Source organism: Actinospineispora acaciae DSM 45401 (genome assembly GCF_000620785.1).
Classification (GTDB): domain Bacteria; phylum Actinomycetota; class Actinomycetes; order Mycobacteriales; family Pseudonocardiaceae; genus Pseudonocardia; species Pseudonocardia acaciae.
This window is the reverse complement of record NZ_JIAI01000002.1, coordinates 982,614-1,003,136: the sequence shown is the minus strand read 5'-3', so window position 1 is coordinate 1,003,136 and position 20,523 is coordinate 982,614. Positions and strand designations below refer to the sequence as shown.

Annotated in this window: 21 protein-coding genes; 7 read left to right on the top strand and 14 right to left on the bottom strand. The window is 73.0% G+C overall.

All coding sequences use genetic code 11. The features are described from left to right. Positions 1-83 precede the first annotated feature (83 nt). From N912_RS0114410 to N912_RS0114395, 4 genes are all read left to right on the top strand, one after another. Entirely contained in the window at positions 84-497 is a 414-nt protein-coding gene (locus N912_RS0114410) for a cupredoxin domain-containing protein (RefSeq protein WP_211261234.1), read from the top strand. Further along, a complete protein-coding gene (locus N912_RS0114405; RefSeq protein WP_028922986.1) occupies positions 494-1,450 on the top strand; it encodes a metallophosphoesterase family protein in 957 nt (318 codons plus the stop codon). Before N912_RS0114410 ends, N912_RS0114405 begins: the two co-directional genes overlap by 4 nt. A gap of 77 nt (positions 1,451-1,527) precedes the next feature. Further along, positions 1,528-2,943 (top strand): FAD-dependent oxidoreductase, encoded by a 1,416-nt coding sequence (locus N912_RS60320; RefSeq protein WP_051580169.1) that lies wholly within the window; start codon positions 1,528-1,530, stop codon positions 2,941-2,943. Between the two features lie 42 nt (positions 2,944-2,985). Then, complete coding sequence (locus N912_RS0114395; protein ID WP_028922985.1) at positions 2,986-3,828, top strand: DUF2127 domain-containing protein; 843 nt, start codon at positions 2,986-2,988, stop codon at positions 3,826-3,828. Here N912_RS0114395 and N912_RS0114390 read toward each other — a convergent pair. The 8 genes from N912_RS0114390 to N912_RS0114355 all read right to left on the bottom strand — a co-directional run bounded on the left by N912_RS0114390 (position 3,822) and on the right by N912_RS0114355 (position 9,492). Next, entirely contained in the window at positions 3,822-4,277 is a 456-nt protein-coding gene (locus tag N912_RS0114390) for a PH domain-containing protein (protein ID WP_028922984.1), read from the bottom strand. The genes N912_RS0114395 and N912_RS0114390 overlap by 7 nt on opposite strands. After that, a complete protein-coding gene (ribH, locus tag N912_RS0114385) occupies positions 4,274-4,774 on the bottom strand; it encodes a 6,7-dimethyl-8-ribityllumazine synthase (protein ID WP_028922983.1) in 501 nt (166 codons plus the stop codon). The genes N912_RS0114390 and ribH overlap by 4 nt, the downstream gene beginning before the upstream one ends. A gap of 58 nt (positions 4,775-4,832) precedes the next feature. Then, positions 4,833-6,149, bottom strand: a complete 1,317-nt coding sequence (locus tag N912_RS51860) for a bifunctional 3,4-dihydroxy-2-butanone-4-phosphate synthase/GTP cyclohydrolase II (RefSeq protein WP_281176266.1) — start codon at positions 6,147-6,149, stop codon at positions 4,833-4,835. Continuing rightward, positions 6,146-6,814, bottom strand: a complete 669-nt coding sequence (locus N912_RS0114375) for a riboflavin synthase (protein WP_028922982.1) — start codon at positions 6,812-6,814, stop codon at positions 6,146-6,148. The genes N912_RS51860 and N912_RS0114375 overlap by 4 nt, the downstream gene beginning before the upstream one ends. After that, positions 6,814-7,500, bottom strand: a complete 687-nt coding sequence (gene rpe / locus N912_RS0114370; RefSeq protein WP_028922981.1) for a ribulose-phosphate 3-epimerase — start codon at positions 7,498-7,500, stop codon at positions 6,814-6,816. Before rpe ends, N912_RS0114375 begins: the two co-directional genes overlap by 1 nt. Positions 7,501-7,661: 161 nt before the next feature. Beyond that, positions 7,662-7,886, bottom strand: a complete 225-nt coding sequence (locus N912_RS0114365) for a hypothetical protein (RefSeq protein ID WP_028922980.1) — start codon at positions 7,884-7,886, stop codon at positions 7,662-7,664. Then, positions 7,883-8,740, bottom strand: coding sequence for a phosphoribosylaminoimidazolesuccinocarboxamide synthase (locus tag N912_RS0114360; protein ID WP_028922979.1), 858 nt, complete (start codon positions 8,738-8,740; stop codon positions 7,883-7,885). Before N912_RS0114360 ends, N912_RS0114365 begins: the two co-directional genes overlap by 4 nt. Further along, on the bottom strand, positions 8,737-9,492 hold the full coding sequence (locus N912_RS0114355; protein ID WP_028922978.1) for a GntR family transcriptional regulator: 756 nt from the start codon (positions 9,490-9,492) through the stop codon (positions 8,737-8,739). Before N912_RS0114355 ends, N912_RS0114360 begins: the two co-directional genes overlap by 4 nt. 127 nt (positions 9,493-9,619) lie before the next feature. On the opposite strand from N912_RS0114355, the gene N912_RS0114350 reads away from it, so the two are divergent. Further along, entirely contained in the window at positions 9,620-10,228 is a 609-nt protein-coding gene (locus N912_RS0114350) for a hypothetical protein (protein WP_156993555.1), read from the top strand. A 223-nt stretch (positions 10,229-10,451) separates the two neighbouring features. On the opposite strand, the gene N912_RS0114340 is transcribed toward N912_RS0114350, so the two are convergent. From N912_RS0114340 to N912_RS51855, 6 genes are all read right to left on the bottom strand, one after another. Continuing rightward, positions 10,452-11,897: an RsmB/NOP family class I SAM-dependent RNA methyltransferase gene (locus N912_RS0114340; protein WP_028922975.1), complete on the bottom strand. Its 1,446-nt coding sequence runs from the start codon at positions 11,895-11,897 to the stop codon at positions 10,452-10,454. Continuing rightward, a complete protein-coding gene (gene fmt, locus N912_RS0114335; RefSeq protein ID WP_028922974.1) occupies positions 11,894-12,847 on the bottom strand; it encodes a methionyl-tRNA formyltransferase in 954 nt (317 codons plus the stop codon). The genes N912_RS0114340 and fmt overlap by 4 nt, the downstream gene beginning before the upstream one ends. 6 nt (positions 12,848-12,853) lie before the next feature. Beyond that, on the bottom strand, positions 12,854-13,414 hold the full coding sequence (def, locus tag N912_RS0114330; protein ID WP_028922973.1) for a peptide deformylase: 561 nt from the start codon (positions 13,412-13,414) through the stop codon (positions 12,854-12,856). 89 nt (positions 13,415-13,503) lie between these two features. Next, positions 13,504-14,118 (bottom strand): dihydrofolate reductase family protein, encoded by a 615-nt coding sequence (locus N912_RS0114325; RefSeq protein ID WP_028922972.1) that lies wholly within the window; start codon positions 14,116-14,118, stop codon positions 13,504-13,506. Between the two features lie 81 nt (positions 14,119-14,199). After that, a complete protein-coding gene (locus N912_RS0114320; RefSeq protein WP_028922971.1) occupies positions 14,200-15,774 on the bottom strand; it encodes a thiamine pyrophosphate-binding protein in 1,575 nt (524 codons plus the stop codon). Beyond that, positions 15,771-17,204 carry an APC family permease gene (locus N912_RS51855; protein ID WP_084210937.1) on the bottom strand — a complete coding sequence of 478 codons (1,434 nt, stop codon included), beginning with the start codon at positions 17,202-17,204 and terminating at the stop codon, positions 15,771-15,773. The genes N912_RS0114320 and N912_RS51855 overlap by 4 nt, the downstream gene beginning before the upstream one ends. Positions 17,205-17,336: 132 nt before the next feature. On the opposite strand from N912_RS51855, the gene N912_RS0114310 reads away from it, so the two are divergent. Together N912_RS0114310 and N912_RS0114305 are read left to right on the top strand one after the other, a co-directional pair. Continuing rightward, positions 17,337-19,373, top strand: a complete 2,037-nt coding sequence (locus N912_RS0114310; protein WP_028922970.1) for an acetate--CoA ligase family protein — start codon at positions 17,337-17,339, stop codon at positions 19,371-19,373. Beyond that, a complete protein-coding gene (locus N912_RS0114305; protein ID WP_028922969.1) occupies positions 19,370-20,521 on the top strand; it encodes an acyl-CoA dehydrogenase family protein in 1,152 nt (383 codons plus the stop codon). Before N912_RS0114310 ends, N912_RS0114305 begins: the two co-directional genes overlap by 4 nt. Positions 20,522-20,523 lie beyond the last annotated feature (2 nt).

Sequence of the window (20,523 nt, the reverse complement as noted above, 5' to 3'; positions counted from 1 at the left end):
CCCCTATTCAACGGTGACACTCGCGCGACGCGGGTGCACCAACAGGCCCACCAGCCACGGGCCGGAGAAGGGGACAACCCGTCATGAAAACGTCCTGGAGCTGGCTGCCGGCCACGACGATCTCGCTGGCGGCCTCGGTGGCCGTCGCGGGCCTCGCCGTGTGGCCCTCCGCCCCCGAAGCCGCCCCGTCGATGGCCGGGATGAGCATGCCACCGGCGCACGCCGCCGCGCCCGCCCCGGCCGGCACCAACGCGGTGACCATCCAGGGGTTCGTCTACGCCCCGGCCACCATGACCGTCAAGGTCGGCACCACCGTCACCTGGACCAACCAGGACCAGGATCCGCACACGGTGACCTCGATGAACGGCGGCCCGCTGCGCTCGCCGACGCTCAACAACGGCCAGAGCTTCCGCTACACGTTCAACGCCCCCGGACACTTCGACTACCTGTGCACCATCCATCCGTTCATGACGGCCACCGTGGTGGTGACCCCGTGACCGGCCCGGAGGAGCAGCGCAAGCCCGGCGACATGACCCGCCGGCAGCTGATCCGCCACACCGCCTGGTTCGGCTCCGCGGTGGTGCTGGCCGTCGCCGGCGGCGAGGTGATCAGCCACGTCGGCGGCGAGTCGACGTCCGCCACCGCGACCGCCGCGGCGGACGACCCGCACGCGCTGCGGTTCGTGCAGGTCAGCGACAGCCACATCGGTTTCAACGGCCCGGCGAACACCGACGTCGCCGGCTCGTTCTCCCGGGCCATCACCCAGGTCAACAACCTCGGGTTCCGGCCGGACTTCGTGATGCACACCGGCGACCTCACCCACCTGTCCACCCCGGCGCAGTTCGACCAGGTGCACCAGATGCTGGGCGGGCTCAACACCGGCGGGACGTTCACCGTGCCCGGCGAGCACGACTCGGTCGACGACCACGGCCAGAAGTACCGGGCCCGGTTCGGCGCCGCCAGCTTGGGCGACGGCTGGTACAGCTTCGACACCAAGGGGGTGCATGTGATCGCCCTGGTCAACACCCTCGCCCTGGAGAAGCTCGGCCACCTCGGCAACGACCAGCTGGAGTTCGTCCAGCGCGACGTGGCCGGGCTGTCCAGCGACACCCCGATCGTGGTGTTCAGCCACATCCCGCTGTTCGCCATGTACCCCACCTGGGGCTGGGGCACCGACGACGCCACCCAGGCGCTGTCGTACCTGCGCCGGTTCTCCTCGGTCACCTGCCTCAACGGGCACGTCCACCAGCTGTTCACCAAGACCGAGGGCAACATCACCTTCCACAGCGCCACCACCACCGCCTACCCGCTGCCGAAACCCGGCCAGGGCGCGGCACCGGCGCCGCTGACCCTGCCGGCCGGCCAGCTCGGCGACGCGCTCGGCATCCGGGAGGTGACCTACAAGAGCGGCGATCACGACCTCGCGGTCAAGGAGGACAAGCTGGCCTGACGGCGATGCCGTCGGCAAATACACCCATGCTCGACGAGCACGGCCGAGCGGAGGTCCCCCGTGCTGAAGTGTTCGGTATGGCGCGCATCACCGTACTCGGGGCCGGTCACAACGGCCTGGCCACCGCGTTGTTGCTCGCCGGGGACGGGCACGAGGTGACGGTGCTGGAACGCGACCGGGCCGCCCCGGAAGGCGGCCCGGAGCGGCTGTCGACGGGCTGGGAGCGGCCCGGCGTCAGCCAGTTCCACCTTCCGCACTACATGCTGGCGAACTGGCGCCGGCGGATGGCGAGTGAGCTCCCGGAGGTGCTCGGCGAGCTCGAAGGGATGGGAGGCAGGCGCCTGGGCACGCTGGACGGCCTCCCGGCCCACGTCACCGGGGGGTTCCGGGCCGGGGACGAGGAGCTGCGGGGGGTCGCGGCGCGCCGGCCGGTCGTGGAGGGGGCGTTCGCGGCGGTCGCGGCCCGGACCCCGGGCCTGACGGTGCGGCGCGGCACCAAGGTCATGGCGCTGGTGGCCGGGCCGCGCTCGTCGGACGGGGTTCCGGACGTCACCGGGGTGGTCACCCAGGACGGCGAGGTCGTCGAGTCCGAGCTGGTGGTCGATGCCATGGGGCGGCGCACACCGATCGATGCGCTGGTGCGCACGGTCGGCGCGCGCCCGCCGCGCCTGTGGCGTGAACGCCTGGCTTTCGTCTACTACTGCCGGCATTTCCGAACCGACCAGGCGGCGGCGACCCCCGTCCTCAGGACGAACCACGAGACCGTCTCGTTGCTCGCCTTCGTGGCCGACTCGGGCACCTTCAGCCTGTCCTTCGTCGTCGCCAGCAACGACCGGCCGGCGCGCGAGCTGCGGGACGTGGACGTCTGGGAGCGCGCGCTGACCCTGTTCCCGGCCGCCGAGCGGCTTCGCGCGGCCTCGGAACCGATCTCCGGCGTCCAGGTGATGTCCGGGGCGGAGGACCAGCGGCGCTCGTTCATCGTCGACGGGAACCCGGTGGTGACCGGCCTGGTCCCCGTGGGCGACAGCTACGCCCGGACGAACCCCTCGCTGGGCAGGGGGACGTCGATCGGCCTGGCACACGCCTGCCTCCTGCGCGACACCCTCCGCGAGGTCGAGCCGCGCCGGAGCGAGGCGCTTGCGCACCGGTTCGCCGAAGCCACCGAGTCGGCGATCGACCCGATCTACCACGTGACGGCCGACTACGACAGGCACCGGATGGCCCAGGTCCAGGCGGAGCTCATCGGCGACACGTACCGGCCGGCCGATCCGTCCTGGTCGGTCCTGTGCATGCTGGACAGCTTGAAGGCGAAGGACGCCGACCTGCTCCGCGTGTACCTGCGCCACGTACAGCTCGACCTCACGGCCCCCGGGCTCGCGGACCTACCGCCCGCCGCCCGCGCCGAGGTCACGACGCCCGGCCACGTGCGGCCCGGCTACCCGCCAGGTGGGCCGACCCGCGCCGAGCTGCTGGCGGCGATCGGTGCGGACTAGGCGGTTTGCTCGCCGACCGGTGATCAGACCAGGATCGTTCCGATGGACGAGCCCGCGTCGGCCCCGCCGGGGGTGGTACGGCCCACCGGCTGGCGGCCCAGGTTCCACTACGAGCTGATCGCGTGCGGGCTGGGCGGGCACGAGCTGCTCGGCATGGACGTGGCCCGCGTGCGGCCGGAGGACGCGCTGGTGGTGCGCGAGCCGGGTGACGGGCTGCGCTGGCACCGCTGCCTGCGCTGCGACGCCTGGATCCCGCTGGCGCCGCCTCGCGGTCCGGTCACCGAGCATCTGCCCGACCGGGCCAGCATCCGGCTGCCGCTGCGGGGCCGGCCGCTGCGCGACCGCTATGTGCTGCGGCTGATCGCGTTGGACAGGCTGCTGCACTTCGTGGTGCTCGGCGCGCTGGCGGTGGCGGTGTTCCTGTTCGCGGCCGAGCGGCCGGTGCTGAGCGCGGAGTTCTCCCGGGTGCTCGACGACCTGCAGGGCGGGGTCGGCGGGCCGAACGGTCTGGCCGGCAACGGCTTGGTGCACGAGCTGCGGCGCGCGTTCGAGGCCTCCTCGTTCACCCTGCACCTGGTCGGGCTGGTGCTGGCCGGTTACGCGGTACTGGAGGGGGTCGAGGCGGTCGGGCTGTGGCTGGGCAAGCGGTGGGCGGAGTACCTCACGTTCGTGGCCACCTCGCTGCTGCTGATCCCGGAGGTCTACGAGCTGACCGGCCGGATCAGCGCCCCCAAGATCATCACGCTGGTGATCAACCTGGCGGTGGTGGGCTACCTGCTCTACGCCAAGCGGCTGTTCGGCCTGCGCGGCGGCGGCGGGGCCGAGGCCCGCGCCCGCGAGCGTGACACCGGCTGGCAGGCGCTGGAACGAAGCCTGCCTCAGTGATCCGAGCCGGCGTGCGCGGCGTGCAGCGCGCGCAGGGCGCGGATCGCGGTCACCGCCCGGGCCTTGTCCACCGCCTGGACGGCCAGCATCGGCAGGTACTCGTCGTCGGGCAGCTCCAGCCGCGCCCAGGGGGCGCCGTCCGGGAAGCCGACCTCCAGCACGTCGTCCCAGCCGAACTCCTTGGTGACCAGCACGTTGCGCACCCGCACCCCGTTGGCGTCCGCGATCACCCTGGGCATCGCGAGCAGCAGCATCCCGAGCGCCATCAGCAGGCCGATCAGCACCAGCGCCACCTGGTCGGCCAGCCGGAAGTGCACGCCGGTGGGCACCTCGCGCAGCAGGACCGCCACCACGACCATGACGCCGAACAGCACGATCGCGCCGATCCAGGCCAGCCAGCGGACCCGCCACGGGCGGAACACGACCTGCTCGTCCACCGGGACCGTCACCCGCCCGGCACCGGGGCGGCCCGCAGCGCGCGCAGCGCCAGCGCCGTGTCCAGGGCGGCCCGGCAGGCGTCGCCGCCCTTGTCCTCCTCGGCGCCCTCCCGGCCGCTGCGCGCCACCGCCTGCTCGACGGTGTTGCAGGTCAGCACGCCGTTGCCGATCGGCGTGGACTGGTCGAGCGCGATCCGGGTCAGGCCGGCGGTCACCGAGTCGCACACGTAGTCGAAGTGCGGGGTACCGCCGCGCACGACCACCCCGAGCGCCACCACCGCGTCGTGCCGGCGGGCCAGCTCCTGGCAGACCACCGGCAGCTCCAGCGAACCGGGCACCCGCACCACCGTGGGCTCGGCCACCCCGGCCTCGGCGGCCACCGCGAGCGCGCGCTCCAACAGCATGTCGGAGATGGCCGGATGCCAGCGGGCGGCGGCGATGCCCAACCGCACGTCCCCGGCGCCGCGCGTCCCGCCCTCGACCTCGACCGGCCGGCCCTCGCCGCTCACTGCCCACTCACCACGATCACCCGTCCCGCGTGAACATCCCTCGTCCACACGGATCCTGTCATGCCGTGACGCCACCGCTTCCGGTGCCGTCGATGCCGTCGCGCGTCGGGTCCATGACGGTGTCCAGGCCCGGCAGGTCGTGGCCCATCCGGTCCCGCTTGGTGCGCAGGTAGTGCAGGTTCTCCCTGGTCGGGCGGATCGGCAGCGCCACCCGCTCGACCACGCGCAGGCCGTAGCCCTCCAGCCCGGCGCGCTTGTCCGGGTTGTTGGTGAGCAGCCGCATGGACCGCACGCCGAGGTCGACCAGGATCTGCGCGCCGGTGCCGTAGTCGCGGGCGTCGGCTGGCATGCCCAGCGCCAGGTTCGCGTCCACCGTGTCCGCCCCGGACTCCTGCAGCTGGTAGGCCTGCAGCTTGTGCATCAGGCCGATGCCCCGGCCCTCGTGCCCGCGCACGTAGAGCACCACGCCCCTGCCCTCGGCGGCCACGGCGGCCAGCGCGGCGTCGAGCTGCGGGCCGCAGTCGCAGCGCAGCGAGCCGAACACGTCCCCGGTCAGGCACTCCGAGTGCACCCGCACCAGCACGGCCTCGCCGTCGCCGATGTCGCCGCAGACCAGCGCGATGTGCTCGATGCCGTCCAGGACGTTGTCGTAGCCGTAGGCCACGAAGGCGCCGTGCGGGGTGGGGATGCGCGCCTCGGCGACCCGCTCCACCTGCTTCTCGAACCGCCGCCGGTAGGCGATCAGCTCGGCGATCGTGACCAGCTCCAGGTCGTGGTCCTCGGCGAACACCCGCAGCTCGTCGGCGCGGGCCATGTCGCCCTCGTTCTTCTGCGAGACGATCTCGCACAGCGCGCCCGCCGGCTGCAGGCCGGCCAGCCTGGCCAGGTCAACCGCCGCCTCGGTGTGCCCGGGCCGGCGCAGCACGCCGCCCGCCTTGGCCCGCAGCGGCAGCACGTGCCCGGGGCGCACGAAGTCGGAGGCGTGCGCGTGCGCGCTGGCCAGCAGGCGGATGGTGTGCGCCCGGTCGGTGGCGGAGATGCCGGTGCTGATGCCCTCCTTGGCGTCCACGGTCACGGTGAACGCGGTGCGGAACGCGTCGCCGTTGGAGTGGTACATCGGCGGCAGGTCCAGCCGGTCGCAGTCGTCCTCGGTGAGCGCGACGCAGATGTAGCCGGAGGTGTAGCGGACCATGAACGAGACCAGCTCGGGCGTGGCGCGTTCCGCCGCGAAGATCAGGTCGCCCTCGTTCTCCCGGTCCTCGTCGTCCACCACCACGACGGGCTTGCCCGCCGCGAGGTCGGCCATGGCCCGCTCGATCGCGGCGAACCGGCCGCCGTTCAGCTCACCCAGGCTGTCCGTGTCCGAACCGCTCACCACGACCTGGCACCGCCTTCCTCGGCCGGCCCCGCCGCCACCGGCGGTGCCTCCCCCGCTGGCCCCGGTCGGTAGGCCGAGACCAGTCGCTCGACGTACTTGGCCAGCACGTCCACCTCGATGTTGACCCGATCGCCGGGCCGCCGCACGGCGAGGTTGGTCTCGGCGAGGGTGGTCGGGATGAGCGCCACGGTGAAGCTGTCGCGGTCCAGCGAGGCCACCGTGAGCGACACCCCGTCCACCGTGATCGAGCCCTTCTCCACCACGTAACGGGCCAGCTCTGCAGATAGCGTGAACCTGATCTCGGCGGTCCGCTCTCCGGTTGTGCGGGATATCACCGACTCGGTGCCGTCCACGTGGCCCTGCACGATGTGCCCGCCGAAGCGCTGGCCGTTGGCCATGGCCCGCTCCAGGTTCACCTTGTTACCGGCCTCGACCCTGGCCAGGCTGGTGCGGCGCAGCGTCTCCGGGGTCATCTCCACGCCGAAGCGGGTGCCGGAGATGTCGACGACCGTCAGGCAGGTCCCGTTCACCGCTATCGAGTCGCCGTGCTTGGCGTCCGAGGTGACCACCGGACCCTCGATGACCAGCCGGACCACGTCGGAGCCGGCGTCCGAGGCCACCTCGCGCACCTCGCCGACCTCTTCCACGATGCCGGTGAACATCACTTCTCCCCTTCGCCGTGGCGCCCGGACATCAGTTCCGCCTTGGCCCGCAGCCGGCGCACCGCCGCCGCCGGGTCGTCGGCCCCGTACACCGCGGAGCCGGCGACGAAGCAGTCCACCCCGGCCTCGGCCGCCGCCTCGATGGTGTCGTCATTGATCCCGCCGTCGATCTCCACCAGCACGGTGAGCTGTCCGGTGTCCACCAGTCGCCGCGCGGTGCGCACCTTGTCCAGCACGTGCGGGATGAACCCCTGGCCGCCGAAGCCGGGCTCCACGCTCATCACCAGCAGCGTGTCGTAGTGCCGCAGCACGTCCAGGTAGGGCTCCAGCGGGGTGTCCGGTTTGACCGACAGCCCCGCTTTGGCCCCCGCCGCCCGCAGGTTCGCGGCCAGCGCGACCGGGTCCTTCGCGGCCTCCACGTGCACCGTGACGTTGTAGGCGCCGGCCTCGGCGTACCCGATCGCCCACCGGTCGGGGTCCTCGATCATGAGGTGACAGTCCAGCGGGGTGTCGGTACAGCTCAGCAGCGACTGGACGACGGGCAGGCCGATGGTCAGGTTCGGTACGAAGTGGCCGTCCATCACGTCGACGTGCAGCCAGTCCGCCCCGCCCGCCCCGCCGTCCACGGCGGCCGCCTCCTCCGCGAGCCGCGCGAAGTCGGCGGACAGGATGCTCGGCGCGATCATCGAGGTCACGTCCGCAGATTACGCCGGGGCGGCGCGCGCTATTCCTTGCGTACGAAGCGTCAACACGCCCGCCTCCCACCGGTAACCCAACGGCACCGGTCGAACACGGAGTAAAAACCAAGATGTGGCATTGGTCACGTTCCGCCTGCCAAGCCTTCTCTTCAGTCGCCGTGAACGAGCCGGTTGTAGCGGGCTTGGCCGTCCAGGTCGAGGACCTTCTCGGGTGCGCGCGTGGGTATGACGCACAGGCCGGAGAGCAGTTGTGCGGCTCCTTGCTCCCGCCGTGCGGCCTGGGCTGGGTCCGGAACGGTGGTGATGCCCTTCTCGGCCAGCAGGGCGATCACGTCGTCGACGAGTTGGTCTTGGTTGTAGTGCGGCCAGGTCATGGCTTGTCTCCGTTCCGCCAGGTCTGTCCGGTGATGCGTTCGTAGACATCGATGTAGCGCTGCTGGGTGGCGCGCACGACGTCGTCGGGCATTGCCGGGCCGGGTTCTGTCTTGTCCCAGCCGGTGGTCAGGCTCCAGTCTCGGACGTACTGCTTGTCGTAGGCGCGTTGGCCGCCCGGCCGGCCGGGCTCCCATTCTTCGACTCGCCAGAACCGGGAGGAGTCCGAGGTGAGAACCTCATCGCCGAGCGTCAGGGTGCCGTCCGCGCTCCAGCCGAACTCGACCTTCGTGTCGGCGATGATGATGCCGTTCTGGGCAGCCCGTTCGGCGCCGCGGGTGTAGATCTCCAGCGTCAGGTCGCGCAACCGCTCGGCCGTCTCACGCCCAACCTGGTCGATGACGTCGTCGAACGTGATGAACTCGTCGTGGCCGGTGTCGCTGTACTTGGTGGTCGGCGTGAAGACCGGCGTCGGCAACTTGCTGCCCTCGGTCAGGCCCGGCGGCAGTGGCACGCCGGACACGGCGCCGTCGCGTTGGTACTCGCGCAGGCCCAGGCCGGCCAGGTAGCCGCGAGCAATGCACTCCACGGGGATCATGCGCAGTGGCTTGCAGCGGACAGCGCGCCCGGCGTACTCGGCGGGCACGTCGGCGGCCGAGATCAGGTGGTTGGGTACGACGTCGGCGAGCTGCTCGAACCACCACACCGACAGCGCGGTCAGCACCTTGCCCTTGTCCGGGACCGGCGTCGGGAGGCTGACGTCGTAGACCGATACCCGGTCGGAGGCGACCAACAGCAGGTCACCGTCCTCGAGTTCGTAAAGGTCCCGAACCTTGCCGCTGTGCACCAGCTTCACGTCGCGTCGCTCCTGATCGTGTACTCGTAGAAGGCCCACCTGTCGGGCGGGGAGACCGATTCGCCGTACTCGATGACGCGGCCGGTTTCGTCGACCCATCGGTTCTGCGCGAGCAGGACCGGCATGCCAGGCGCGATACCCAACTCGGCGGCAATGTCCTCGCTGGCCGCGCCGGCGGCGAGCTGGTCGTAGCCGGCGGCGGCCACGCGGCCGGTCCGGGCCTCGATATAGCTCGACGTGCCTTGTTCGATCCGCTCGGCGACGAGCAGGTCAGGGCACGTGCCGGCGAGGTCACCGTCGAACCAGCTGGTCGAGGTCGACACGGGCGTGTCGTCACTGTCGTAGGTGGTGCGTTGACGCCGGATCACAGGCGCTCCGGTGTCCAGCCCGAGCGCGGCCGCCACTCGTTCCGGCGCGGTCGTCAGCTCCGCGGCTCGGATGCGGGCGTAGTGACCGGGCGGATAGATCTTGCCGGTGCGGTGGATCGCCAGCCGGCGGTCCCGAGCCGAGCGGTACAGCGAGCCTTGCGCGGCGACCACAGTGCCCACGCCTGGGATGCCCTGCACCAAGCCCTCGGCTCGCAACGCGTTGAGTGCTTTGGAGGCCGTGGCGAGCGCGACGTCCCAGTCCGCGACGATCTGCCTGGCCGAGGGCACCCGGTCCCCCTCGGCGAGGCGACCGGAGAGGATCTCCTCACGGATGTGCCGCACGATCTGTAGGTACGGCGGCTCGGTACGTTCGATACTCGGCATGACCACCTCCCTCGCACTGAGCCGTATCGCGTTCTAGCACGCCAACACCTGTTCGGCCAATCATCGAGGGTTGGTGTCAAGCTGTTCTAGTACACATCTCTTGACTGTGTACTAGGACACTTGTACGTTGATCGTCGCTGGGACCGGACTCCCACCGCACACCCGTCGAACGCTCGGCCCGAGCCTGGTGCGCGCCGCGGATCAACAGCGGGGTGACATCACGATGGCGCGCTCTGTCAAGCGTTCGCGTACTGCCACCTCGGACGGCACCGGCTTGGTCATGACGTGTTCCGATCACATCCGCGTCCAGGTGCTCGCTCGTTTCGACGGCTGCGACGAGGTGATGGTCGTGCCGATGACGAGCTGTACAGGCGACTGTCATGAGCACGCGGTCACCGACATCGAGGTTGCTCGCGCGGGCCGCCGCGGGATCTATCGGGCGATGTGCGGCCGTGAGGTCGTGCCAGGTTCCCTCGCTTCACCACCTGATCCTCCGTGCGCGGTGTGCGTGGCGCTGCTCGCTGGTGGGGGCCGGGCGATGCGGGCCGCTCCCCCGGAACCGGCCACCGGGCTGCGAGCCGTCGTGCAACGGGCGCTCGGCCGGCGGTGGCTCATCGTCCCCGGCCGCCGTCCGGCCAAGACAAGCGCACGCCCGATGTCCATGGCCATGCCAGCGATCAGTTCAACGTCGAAACGGAGGCTCACCATGTGGATCGAGGTCGGTCAGGAACGATGATCCCCGACGACACGATCGATAGGGCCGTCGAGTCGTTCTTCCGCGCGCTCGCCACCCACCTGGATTACCCAAGCGCGACGTACAGTCGCGCCCGCGATTGGGTGGACGCTCCGGTCACCGCCGTCGTGGAAGCGCTCTTGCTCAGCGGATGGGTACCGCCCTTGCCAGAGCCCGCCGATACTCTGCCTTCGCCGAGGACCGGATCATGACCGCGCCTGGTCGCTCACGGCCCGGTGCGTCGGAGCAGGGCGAGGAACATGGCGTCGGTGCCGTGCCGGTGCGGCCAGAGCTGGACGGTCGGGCCGTCGCCGAGGGCGGGGATGTCCGGGAGCGCCTCGCGCGCGTCCAGGCGCTCGACGTCGTCGGGGTGGCGGCGCAGCACGCCGGTGAGCACGCCGTGCGTCTCGGCCAGGTGGGGTGAGCAGGTCGCGTAGCCGACCACCCCGCCGGGGCGCACGTGCCGCAGCGCGGCGGTGAGCAGCTCGCGCTGCAGGGCGGCGAGCGCGGCCACGTCGCCCGGCTCGCGGCGCCAGCGGGCCTCCGGGCGGCGGCGCAGCGCGCCCAGGCCGGTGCACGGGACGTCCACCAGCACCCTGTCGTACTCGCCTTCGGGCAGGCCGGACGAGCGGGCGTCGGCGACGTGCACGGTGACCGGGAGCTCGGCGGTGTTGGCACGGACCAGGTCCGCACGGTGCTCGGCGCGCTCCACGGCGTCCAGCCGGCCGCCGTCCAGCTCGGCGAGGCCGGCCAGGATCGCGGCCTTGCCACCGGGCCCGGCGCACAGGTCCAGCCAGCGCCCGCCGTCCGGGCCGGCCAGTGGGGCGTTCGCCAGCCCGAGCGCGACCAGCTGGCTGCCCTCGTCGACCACCAGCGCGAGCCCCTCGGTGACCGCGTCGAGGTCGGCGGGGTCGCCGGCGCCGGTGTCCAGCCGCACCCCGTAGGGCGAGTACGGCGCCGGCTCGCCGCCGGTGGCCAGGGCCAGCTCCTCGGCGGTGATCACCCCGGGGCGGGCGAGCAGGTGTACGGACGGGCGCTCGTCGTCGGCGGCCAGCAGCTCGCCCAGCTCGTCGCGGGCGCCGCCGAGCGCGTCGGAGAAGGCCCGCGCGATCCAGGTCGGGTGGGCATGCTTGAAGGCCAGGTGACCGATCGGGTCGCGCTCGGCGTCGGGCGCGAGCTCGGCGACCCACTCGGGCTCGGAGCGCTCGCCGGCGCGGCGCAGGATCGCGTTCACGAACCCTGCCGACCGGGACCCGGCCGAGGCGCGCACCAGCTCCACCGTGGAGTCGACGGCCGCGTGCGGCGGGATCCGGGTGCGAAGCAGCTGGTAGACGCCGAGGCGCAGGGCGTCGATCAGCTCCGGCTCGATGCGCTCGCGCGGGCGGCTGGCGCAGGCGTCGATCACCGCGTCCAGCAGGCCCAGCGCCCGGCAGCTGCCGTAGCCCAGCTCGGTGGCCAGCGCCGCGTCCCGGCCGGACAGTCGGTAGCGGCGCAGGATCGCCGGTAGCGCCAGGTTCGCGTAGGCGTCGCGCTCGCGCACCGCGGTGAGCAGCTCCAGTGCGGCGGCGCGGGACGGGTCGGTGGCCGGCGGCCGGGACGGGCCGGAGCGCCGGCGTGGCGGCCCGCCGTTGCCCGGACGAGACGGACGGCCGCTGCGTCGTGGAGCACTCACTGGGCGCGCACCCCGGCGACCGGCGCACCGAACCGCTCGCCGGGCTCAGGCCGGGCGCCGCGGGCCCAGTCCGGGGCCGGCATCGCGCGCTTGCCGGCGGCCCGCACCGTCCCCAGCCGCACCGCGCCGCTACCGGTGCCGACCACCACCTCGCGCTTCTCCACCCGCAGCTCGCCCGGCGCCAGCCCGGCCTGCTCGACCGGCCGCACCGGGCCCAGCCCGACCCGCTCGTCGCGGAACACGCTCCACGCCCCCGGCTCCGGGGTCACCGACCGGACCATCCGGTCCACCGCGAGCGCCGGCGACCGCCAGTCCACCTCGGCGTCGGCCACCGTCACCTTGGGCGCGTAGCTGACCCCCTCGGCGGGCTGCGGCACCGCGCGCAGGGTCCCGTCCTCGATGCCGTCCAGCGTGGCCAGCAGCAGCTCCGCACCGGAGCGGGCCAGCCGGTCCAGCAGGTCGCCGGCGGTGTCGCCGGGGCCGATCGACTCGGTGACCACGCCGTAGACCGGCCCGGTGTCCATGCCCTCCTCGAGCTGGAACACGCTCGCCCCGGTGACCTCGTCGCCGTGCCTGATCGCGGCCTGCACCGGGGCCGCGCCCCGCCACGCCGGCAGCACCGAGAAGTGCAGGTTGACCCAACCCAGCCGGGGCACCGCGAGCACCGCCGGCCGCAGCAGCGACCCGTAGGCCACCACCGGGCAGCAGTCCGGCCGGTAGGCGGACAGCGACTCCACGAACTCCGGCGCGGACGGCCGGGGCGGGCGCAGCACCGGGACGCCGTGCTCGGAGGCGAGCTGGGCGACCGGCGAGGCGGCCAGCCGGCGCCCGCGCCCGGTCGGCGCGTCCGGGCGGGTGAGCACGGCGACCACGTCGTGGCGCGGGGAGTCCAGCAGCGCGGACAGCGCCGGCAGCGCGGCGGCCGGGGTGCCGGCGAAAACGAGCCTCACCGTTTCTTACCGGGCCTTCCCGAACAGCGGGTGCGGGCTGGCCTTGATCACCGGCCGGTCCACCGGGTCCGCCTGGGCGAACCACGGCGCCGACCGGATCTCGGCCATCGCCCGCTTGCGGGTCTCCGGGTCCAGCCGGTCCACGAACAGCACCCCGTCCAGGTGGTCGGTCTCGTGCTGGATGCACCGGGCCAGCAGCTCGGTGCCCTCCACCTGCACCGGGTCACCGTGCATGTTCCAGCCGTTGGCGATCACGTGCAGGTGCCGCGTGCAGTCCCAGCGCATCCCCGGGATGGACAGGCAGCCCTCCGGCCCGTCCTGCATGTCCTCGCCCACCACGTCGAACGTCGGGTTCACCAGGTGCCCCTCGAACCCGTCGCAGTGGTAGACGAACACCCGCAGCCCCACCCCCAGCTGCGGCGCGGCCAGCCCGGCTCCCGCCTCGTCGCGCAGCGTGTCGGTGAGGTCCGCGACGAGCTTGCGCAGCTCGACGTCGAAGTCGACGACCTCCGCCGCGCGGGTGCGCAGCACCGGGTCGCCGAACAGCCGGATCGGCTGGATCGCCATCTTCTACGCCGCCCCCTGTCTGATCACTCGATCCTGTCGATCCAGCCTAGTCGCGCGCGGATCGCGGCTCGGGGGGCGCCGGTCGGTCGCTACCGCCCGTCGGGGACCTGATCCTTGACGTCGTCGTAGCCGGCCTTGGCGGGTGCCTCGGTGGGCGCGTAGATGACCCGGATGACGCCGGTCGGGAACGCCTCCGTCGCGATCACCTTCAGGTGGTACGGGGTGTCGCCGTCGTCGAAGAGCTTGCGGCCCTTGCGTGCCGCCACGGGGTGCACCAGCAGGCGGATCTCGTCGACCAGCCCCGCGGCGAGCAGCCGCCGCACCACGGAGATCGAACCGGGGATGAGGATGCCCGTGATCTCCGCATCGGCCTTGAGCGAGGTGACGGCTTCCTCGAGGTCGCCCGCGATCAGCTCCGAGTTGCGCCAGGAGAGCTCGAGCGCCTGGCGGGAGACGACGACCTTGCGCATGTCGCCGAGCTGCTTGGCAAACGATGCGTCCGGCCCGCCGCCGGCCTCGCGCCCGGGCCACGCACCGGCGAAGCTGTCGTAGGTCTCGCGGCCGATGAGCAGCACGGAGGCCGCCTCGTAGTCCTCGCTGACGGCGCGGCTCATGTTCTCGTCGAAGTACGGGAAGTGCCAGTCCGGGTCGATCTCGGCCACGCCGTCGACCGAGATGAACAGGGTGGAGATGACCTTGGCCATCGTTGGGTCCTTTCGAGTAGGCGGGGCGAAGGCTAGATGGAGCGGCCAGCTCGTTGAATCGGTGAAGTCGCCAGTCGGGGCCTAGACGGAGACATGCAGCAGGGTGGGGCGGTCGGCGGTGAACGCGGCCGCCACCGCATCGGTCAGCGCGGACGGTTCCGAGATACGAACGCCGTGGCAGCCCATCGAGCGGGCCAGCGCGGGGAAGTCGACGGGGTCCAGGTCGACGGCGACCGGCCGCTCGCCCCGGTCCAGCATCTCGTTGCGGATCTCGCCGTAGCCGCCGTTGTCCACCACCAGCACCGGTAGCGCCAGGCCGAGCTGCGCGGCGGTGGCCAGCTCGGCGACGGTGAACATCAGGCCGCCGTCGCCCAGGATCGCCAGCACCCGCGCGCCGGGTTCGGCCAGCTTGACGCCGATGGCGGCGGGCAGGCCGTAGCCGAGGGTGCCGCCGCCGCTGGGGAACAGGAAGCCGCCGGGCCGGTGCACGGCCAGGCCGGACAGCGCGCCCAGGTAGCAGGCCATCGTGTTGTCCCCGGCGACGACGGTGGCGGCGTCCACCACCGGGGCCAGCGCGGACAGGATCTCCTGGTACGCCGCGCCCTCCTTCGCCGCGTCGGCGCGCAACGCGGCCCGCGCCCGCTCCGTCCTCTCCCGGCCGTTGTCGCTGTCGGACCGGTCCGGCAGCCTGGCCAGCAGCGCGTCCAGCGTCGGCCCGGCATCGCCGAGCAGCCGCGATGTCGGGTCGGCGTTCGTGCTCAGCCCGGCGGGGTCGATGTCGATCCGGACCAGCGCGCCGGACAGCGCGAACGGGCCGTTCCACATGTCCGACGGGGCCAGCTCGGTGCCGACCGCGAGCACCACGTCGCCGTCCTCGACCAGCGCCCGCACCGCCGGCTGGTGCAGCCCGGCACCGACCGCGAGCGGGTCCGACTCGTCCACGGCGCCCTTGCCGTTCGTACTCGTCACCACCGGCGCACCCAGCCGCCCGGCGAGCGCGCGCAGCGACCCGGAGGCCCCACGCGCGCCGCCGCCCGCGATGATCACCGGCCGCCGCGCGCCGGCCAGCAGCGCCGCCGCCGAGTCCAGCGCATCCTCCGTCGGGAGCACGGCCGGCAGCGGCAGCGGGTCGACGGGGCCGACCGAGGCGGTGGCGTCCAGCAGGTCCAGCGGGATCTCCAGGTACGCCGGCCGGGGCCGCCCGCCGAGCATGGCGGCGAACGCGGCGGCCACCGCGTGCGGGATCTCCGGCACCGACCGGACCCGGTGGGCGTGCGCCACGATCGCGGCCATCGCGCCGCGCTGGTCGCGCACCTCGTGCAGGTAGCCGTTGCCGAGGCCGGGGTGGCCGGTCGGCAGGCCGGGGGCGACGAACAGCACCGGCACCGAGTCCGACCAGGCCTGCGACGCGGCCGCCGAGGCGTTCAGGATGGCCGGCCCGGAGGTGGTCAGGCACACCCCGGGACGGCCGCTCACCCGCGCGTAGCCGTCGGCGGCGTAGCCCGCGCCCTGTTCGTGCCGGGTGAGCACGACACGGACGCCGGCCTGGTCGAGCGCGGCGAACACCGCGAGGTTGTGCGTGCCCGGGATGCCGAACACGGTGTCCACCCCGTGCGTGCGCAGCGCCTCGACCAGCACCTGCCCGCCGGTACTCACGGGGTGGACCCGTCGAGGTCGGCGCCGCCGAGCCGGTCCAGCGCCTCCGGACGCCGCGCGCGCAGCACGAAGAACAGCACACCCACCCCCACCAGCACCGCGAAGAACAACCCGGCCACCACCGCCTTCGCCCCGGTCGGGAACGGGTGGAAGCAGAACCAGTAGACCAGCACCGAACCCGCCGCCGCGAGCAGCGTGCTGACCAGGATGCCCGGCCGCGCGGTCCGGGTGCGCAGCGCGCACACCCCGCCACACACCGCCGTCAGCCCGTACGAAACGATCAACATGTAGCCGGCGAACGTGCCGAGCAGCCCGTACGACGTCTCCGCCCTGGCCAGCAGCGCGCCGAGCACCCCGACCAGGCCGAAGAACCCGCCCACCGCCAGCACCGCCGCCGCCGGCGAGCCGCCGCCCGCGCCCACCCGGGACAGCCGCCGAGGCAGCATCCCGTCGCGCGACATGGTGTACACGGTACGGCTGGTGCCGGCCAGGATGCCCAGCGTCGAGCCGAAGAAGCTGATCGCCACCCCGGGGTCGATCAGGAAGCCCAGCCAGCCCACGCCGTGCGCGGAGGCGAGCAGGTCCAGCGGCGCGTCCAGCCGCACCATCGGCACGTCCCGCAGCCCGAGCACGATCACGTACGTGGCCAGGATGTACAGCACGCCGCAGCCGAGCACCGAGCCGAGCACCGACACGCTCACCGCCCGGTGCGGCCGGGCCGCCTCCCGCCCGAGCGTCACCGCGTGGTCGAACCCGGCCAGGGAGAACACCGAGAAACCGGCGGTGGCCAGGATCGCGGTGGCGCTGAACCCGGTGAAGTCGAACTGCCGCCCGTCCCACACCCCGCCCGGAGCCCGTACCAGCACCGCGACCAGCAGCACCACGATGATCGCCACGGTCAGGAACTCGATGGCCAGCAGCAGCTTGGCGGACAGCTTCACCTCGCGCAGCGACAGCCAGGTCACCAGCCCGGCCACCACCGCCGCGACGACGCCCAGGGTGGCCGCGTTGTCCGGCACGCCGAACTTGACCAGCCAGGCGTTGAGGTAGATCGCCGAGCCGAGCACGCAGGCCGGTCCGGAGACCATCGACGAGCACAGGTGGAAGACCATCACGAAGTAGCCGCCGCCCCGGCCCACCGCGCGGGTGGCCAGCACGTAGATGCCGCCGGTGGTGGTGAACCGCCTGGCCAGCCACGCGATGCCGCCCGCGAAGCCGAGCACCAGCACCGAGGTGACCGTCCAGGTCAGCCAGCTCAGCGGACCGGCGATCTCCACCACCACGCCGATGGCCAGCGCCAGGGTGGACGCCGGGGCGAGCACCCCCAGCGCCACGCCGAACACCGCCCAGGACGGCAGCACGCCCCGGCGCAGCTCGCCTCCGGGCGGGGTGTCGGCTCGCACCGAGGTGTGCTCTGCGCTCTGCGCCATCGCCGCCTCCATCAACGCTGATACTTAACTGGCCGCTCAGTTATGTTCAAGGTGCCGCGATCCCTTGTCAACAGCGCGTATGCACCTATAGTTGACTGGCGAGTCAGTTATAGATTTCGAGAGCGAGGTGCCATGACCCGGCTGGGGGTGTTCCGCGATCCCGCGTCGGTCGCGGTGGTGGGCGCCTCGGGCGACCGGGCCAAGTGGGGCTACTGGCTGGCCAGGGGCGCGCTGCGCGGCGGCCACCGCCGCTCGGTCGGGCTGGTGAACCGGCGCGCGGCGGCGCTGTTCGACAGGCCCTGCGCGCCCGAGCTGGCGGCCCTCGACGAGGTCCCTGAGCTGGTCGCGCTGTGCGTGCCCGGCCCGCACGTGGCGGGCGTGGTGGAGCAGGGGCTGGCGCTGGGCGTGCGGGGGTTCCTGGGCATCACCGCGGGCATACCCGGCGAGCGGGAGCTGGCGGCGCGGATCAGGGCCGGCGGCGCGCGCCTGGTCGGGGCGAACAGCCTGGGCATCTACGACGGCGCCGCCGAGCTGGAGCTGGCCTGGGGGCGGTTCACCCCCGGGCCGCTGGCCATCGTCTCGCAGAGCGGCCAGCTGGGCTCCGAGCTGGCCACCCTGGGCGCGCGGGTGGGGCTCGGGGTGTCCCGGTTCGTGTCCATCGGCAACCAGTCCGACGTGTCCGCCACCGAGGTGCTCGCCGACCTGGCCGACCACGAGCCGACCAGGGTGGTCGCGCTCTACCTGGAGAGCTTCGACGGCGCCGAGGGCCTGTTCGACGCGGTCGCCGCGCTGCGCGCCGCCGGCAAGCCGACGGTGCTGCTCACCGTCGGCGCGGGCGAGGCGAGCAGCCGGCTGGCCCGCTCGCACACCGGTTCGCTCACCTCGCGGATGGACGTGGTGGACGCCGCCTGCCGGCGGTCGGGGGTGCCCCGGGCGGAGTCGCCTGCCGAGCTGCTGGACCTGGCCCGGGCGTGCCTCAGCGGCGCCGCCGCGCCCGCCGGCCGCCGGGTGGCGATCATCGGCGACAGCGGCGGGCAGGCCGGCATCGCCGCCGACCTGGCCGGGGCGGCCGGGCTGGCGGTGCCGGCGTTCGGGGCGGAGTTGGCCCGTGAGCTGGCGCGGGCGCTGCCGCCGGGCGCGGCCACCACCAACCCCGTCGACCTGGCCGGCGCCGGCGAGCGGGACCTGGCCAGCTACGCCGACACCGTCGCGCACGTGCTGGCCGGCGGCGACGTGGACGCCGCCGTGCTGACCGGCTACTTCGGCCGCTACGCCGAGGACGTGCCGGGTCTGGCCGAGCGGGAGCGTGCGGTCGCCCGGCGGCTCGGCGCGCTGGCCCGCGAGCACGGCCGGCCGCTGCTGGTGCACAGCATGGCCGAGCCGGGCGCGGCCAGCGTCGAGGCGCTGTGGCGGGCCGGCGCGCCGGCGTTCGGCGACATCCGCTCGGCGGTGCGCGCGCTGGCCGGCCTGGCTGCGCTGCGCCCGCTCGCCTCGGCGCAGGACCCGACGCCGACATCGGCCGCCGCGCTACCAAAGGCACCGGGCTACTGGGCGACCCGCGAGGCACTGCGCGAGCAGGGCGTACCGTTCCCGCCCGCCGAGCCGGTGCGCACCCGGGCGGAGCTGCACGCGGCCACCGCCGTGCTGCGGCCGCCCTACGTGCTCAAGGCCGGCTGGCTGGCCCACAAGACCGAGGCCGGCGGCGTCGCGCTCGACCTGGCCGGCCAGACCGAGGCACTGCGTGCGTTCGACCGGATGCGCGCGACCCTCGGCGAGGGCGAGTACGTGCTGGAAGAGCAGGACCGCCGCCCGGGCGTGGTAGAGGTCCTCGTCGGCGCCCGCCGCGACCCCGGTTTCGGCCCGGTCGTGGTGGTCGGCGCCGGCGGCACCCGGGCGGAGGTGTGGGCGGACACCGCCGTGGAGCTGGCCCCGGTCGACCCGGCCACCGCGCGGGAGATGCTGGGCCGCCTGCGCTGCGCCGCGCTGCTCGCCGGCTGGCGCGGCCGCCCCCCGACCGACCGGGACGCGCTGGCCGGTGTGGTCGCCGCCGTATCCCGGTTCGTCGCCGCGCACGAAGAGATCACCGAGCTGGAGCTGAACCCGGTGCGGGTCGGTCCGGACGGCGTCCTCGCGGTGGACGCGTTCATCGAGCGAAGGGACAACGCATGAGCAGCATCCCGGCCTGGCCACTCACCGACGAGCAGCGGCAGGTCGTCGCGCTCTGCCGGGAGTTCGCGGCCAACGAGATCCGCCCGCGCGGCCGGGAGGTGGACGAAGCCGACGTGGTCACCCCGACCGACCTGTACGGCAAGGCCGCCGAGGTGGGCGTCACCGACTTCATGATCCCGCAGGAGTACGGCGGCGGCGGGTTCACCGACGTGTTCACCCAGTGCCTGGCGCAGGAGGAGCTGTGCTGGGGCGACCCGGGCATCGGCAACCTGGTCTGCTCCAACGGCTTCTTCGCCGACCCGATCCTGGCGCTGGGCACCGAGGAGCAGAAGCGCGCCTGGCTGACCCCGCTGACCGGCCCGGGCTCCCCGATGACCGCGCTGGCCACCACCGAACCCGAGGCCGGCTCGGACGCCGCGTCCATCGTGACCACCGCCCGCAAGGTGGACGGCGGCTACCGGATCAACGGGCAGAAGGCGTGGATCTCCAACGCCGGCGCCGCCGAGCTGTACGTGGTGTTCGCCAAGACCGACCCGTCCAAGCGCTCGTCAGGGGTCACCGCGTTCCTGCTGCGCCGCGACGCCGAGGGGCTGAGCTTCGGCCAGCCGATGCGCAAGATGGGCCAGCGCGCGATCGTCTGCCGGGAGATCTTCTTCGACGACGTGTTCGTGCCCGACGAGCAGCGCCTCGGCGCCGAGGGCCAGGGCTTCCACGGCCTGATGGAGACCTTCGACATCTCCCGGGTGGTGCTCGGCGCGGCGGCGCTGGGCGCGGCGCGCGCCGCCTACGAGTACGCCCACGACTACGCCAGGACCCGCACCCAGTTCGGCGTGCCGATCATCCAGCACCAGGCGGTGGCGTTCCGGCTGGCCGACATGGCCACCCGCATCGAGTCCGCCCGGCTGCTGGTGCACCACGCCGCCCGGGTGATCGACTCCGGCCAACGTGCCACCGGGCTGGCCGCCATGGCCAAGCTGACCGCCTCCGAGACCGCCATGTTCGTCACCTGGGCGGCCGTCCAGACCCTCGGCGGCTGGGGCTACTCCCGCGAGCACCCGGTGGAGCAGTGGATGCGTGACGTCAAGCTGGAAGAGATCGAGGAGGGCACCTCGGACATCATGCGCTTGGTGATCTCCAGGAACCTGTGACG

Bases quoted from the DNA above. Each gene is read 5' to 3' on its own strand.
- N912_RS0114410 (WP_211261234.1), top strand. From the start codon at position 84: ATGAAAACGTCCTGGAGCTGGCTGCCGGCCACGACGATCTCGCTGGCG.
- N912_RS60320 (WP_051580169.1), top strand. From the start codon at position 1,528: ATGGCGCGCATCACCGTACTCGGGGCCGGTCACAACGGCCTGGCCACC.
- N912_RS0114395 (WP_028922985.1), top strand. From the start codon at position 2,986: ATGGACGAGCCCGCGTCGGCCCCGCCGGGGGTGGTACGGCCCACCGGC.
- N912_RS0114375 (WP_028922982.1), bottom strand. From the start codon at position 6,814: ATGTTCACCGGCATCGTGGAAGAGGTCGGCGAGGTGCGCGAGGTGGCC.
- rpe (WP_028922981.1), bottom strand. From the start codon at position 7,500: ATGATCGCGCCGAGCATCCTGTCCGCCGACTTCGCGCGGCTCGCGGAG.
- N912_RS0114365 (WP_028922980.1), bottom strand. From the start codon at position 7,886: ATGACCTGGCCGCACTACAACCAAGACCAACTCGTCGACGACGTGATC.
- N912_RS0114355 (WP_028922978.1), bottom strand. From the start codon at position 9,492: ATGCCGAGTATCGAACGTACCGAGCCGCCGTACCTACAGATCGTGCGG.
- def (WP_028922973.1), bottom strand. From the start codon at position 13,414: ATGGCGATCCAGCCGATCCGGCTGTTCGGCGACCCGGTGCTGCGCACC.
- N912_RS0114325 (WP_028922972.1), bottom strand. From the start codon at position 14,118: ATGGCCAAGGTCATCTCCACCCTGTTCATCTCGGTCGACGGCGTGGCC.
- N912_RS51855 (WP_084210937.1), bottom strand. From the start codon at position 17,204: ATGGCGCAGAGCGCAGAGCACACCTCGGTGCGAGCCGACACCCCGCCC.
- N912_RS0114310 (WP_028922970.1), top strand. From the start codon at position 17,337: ATGACCCGGCTGGGGGTGTTCCGCGATCCCGCGTCGGTCGCGGTGGTG.
- N912_RS0114305 (WP_028922969.1), top strand. From the start codon at position 19,370: ATGAGCAGCATCCCGGCCTGGCCACTCACCGACGAGCAGCGGCAGGTC.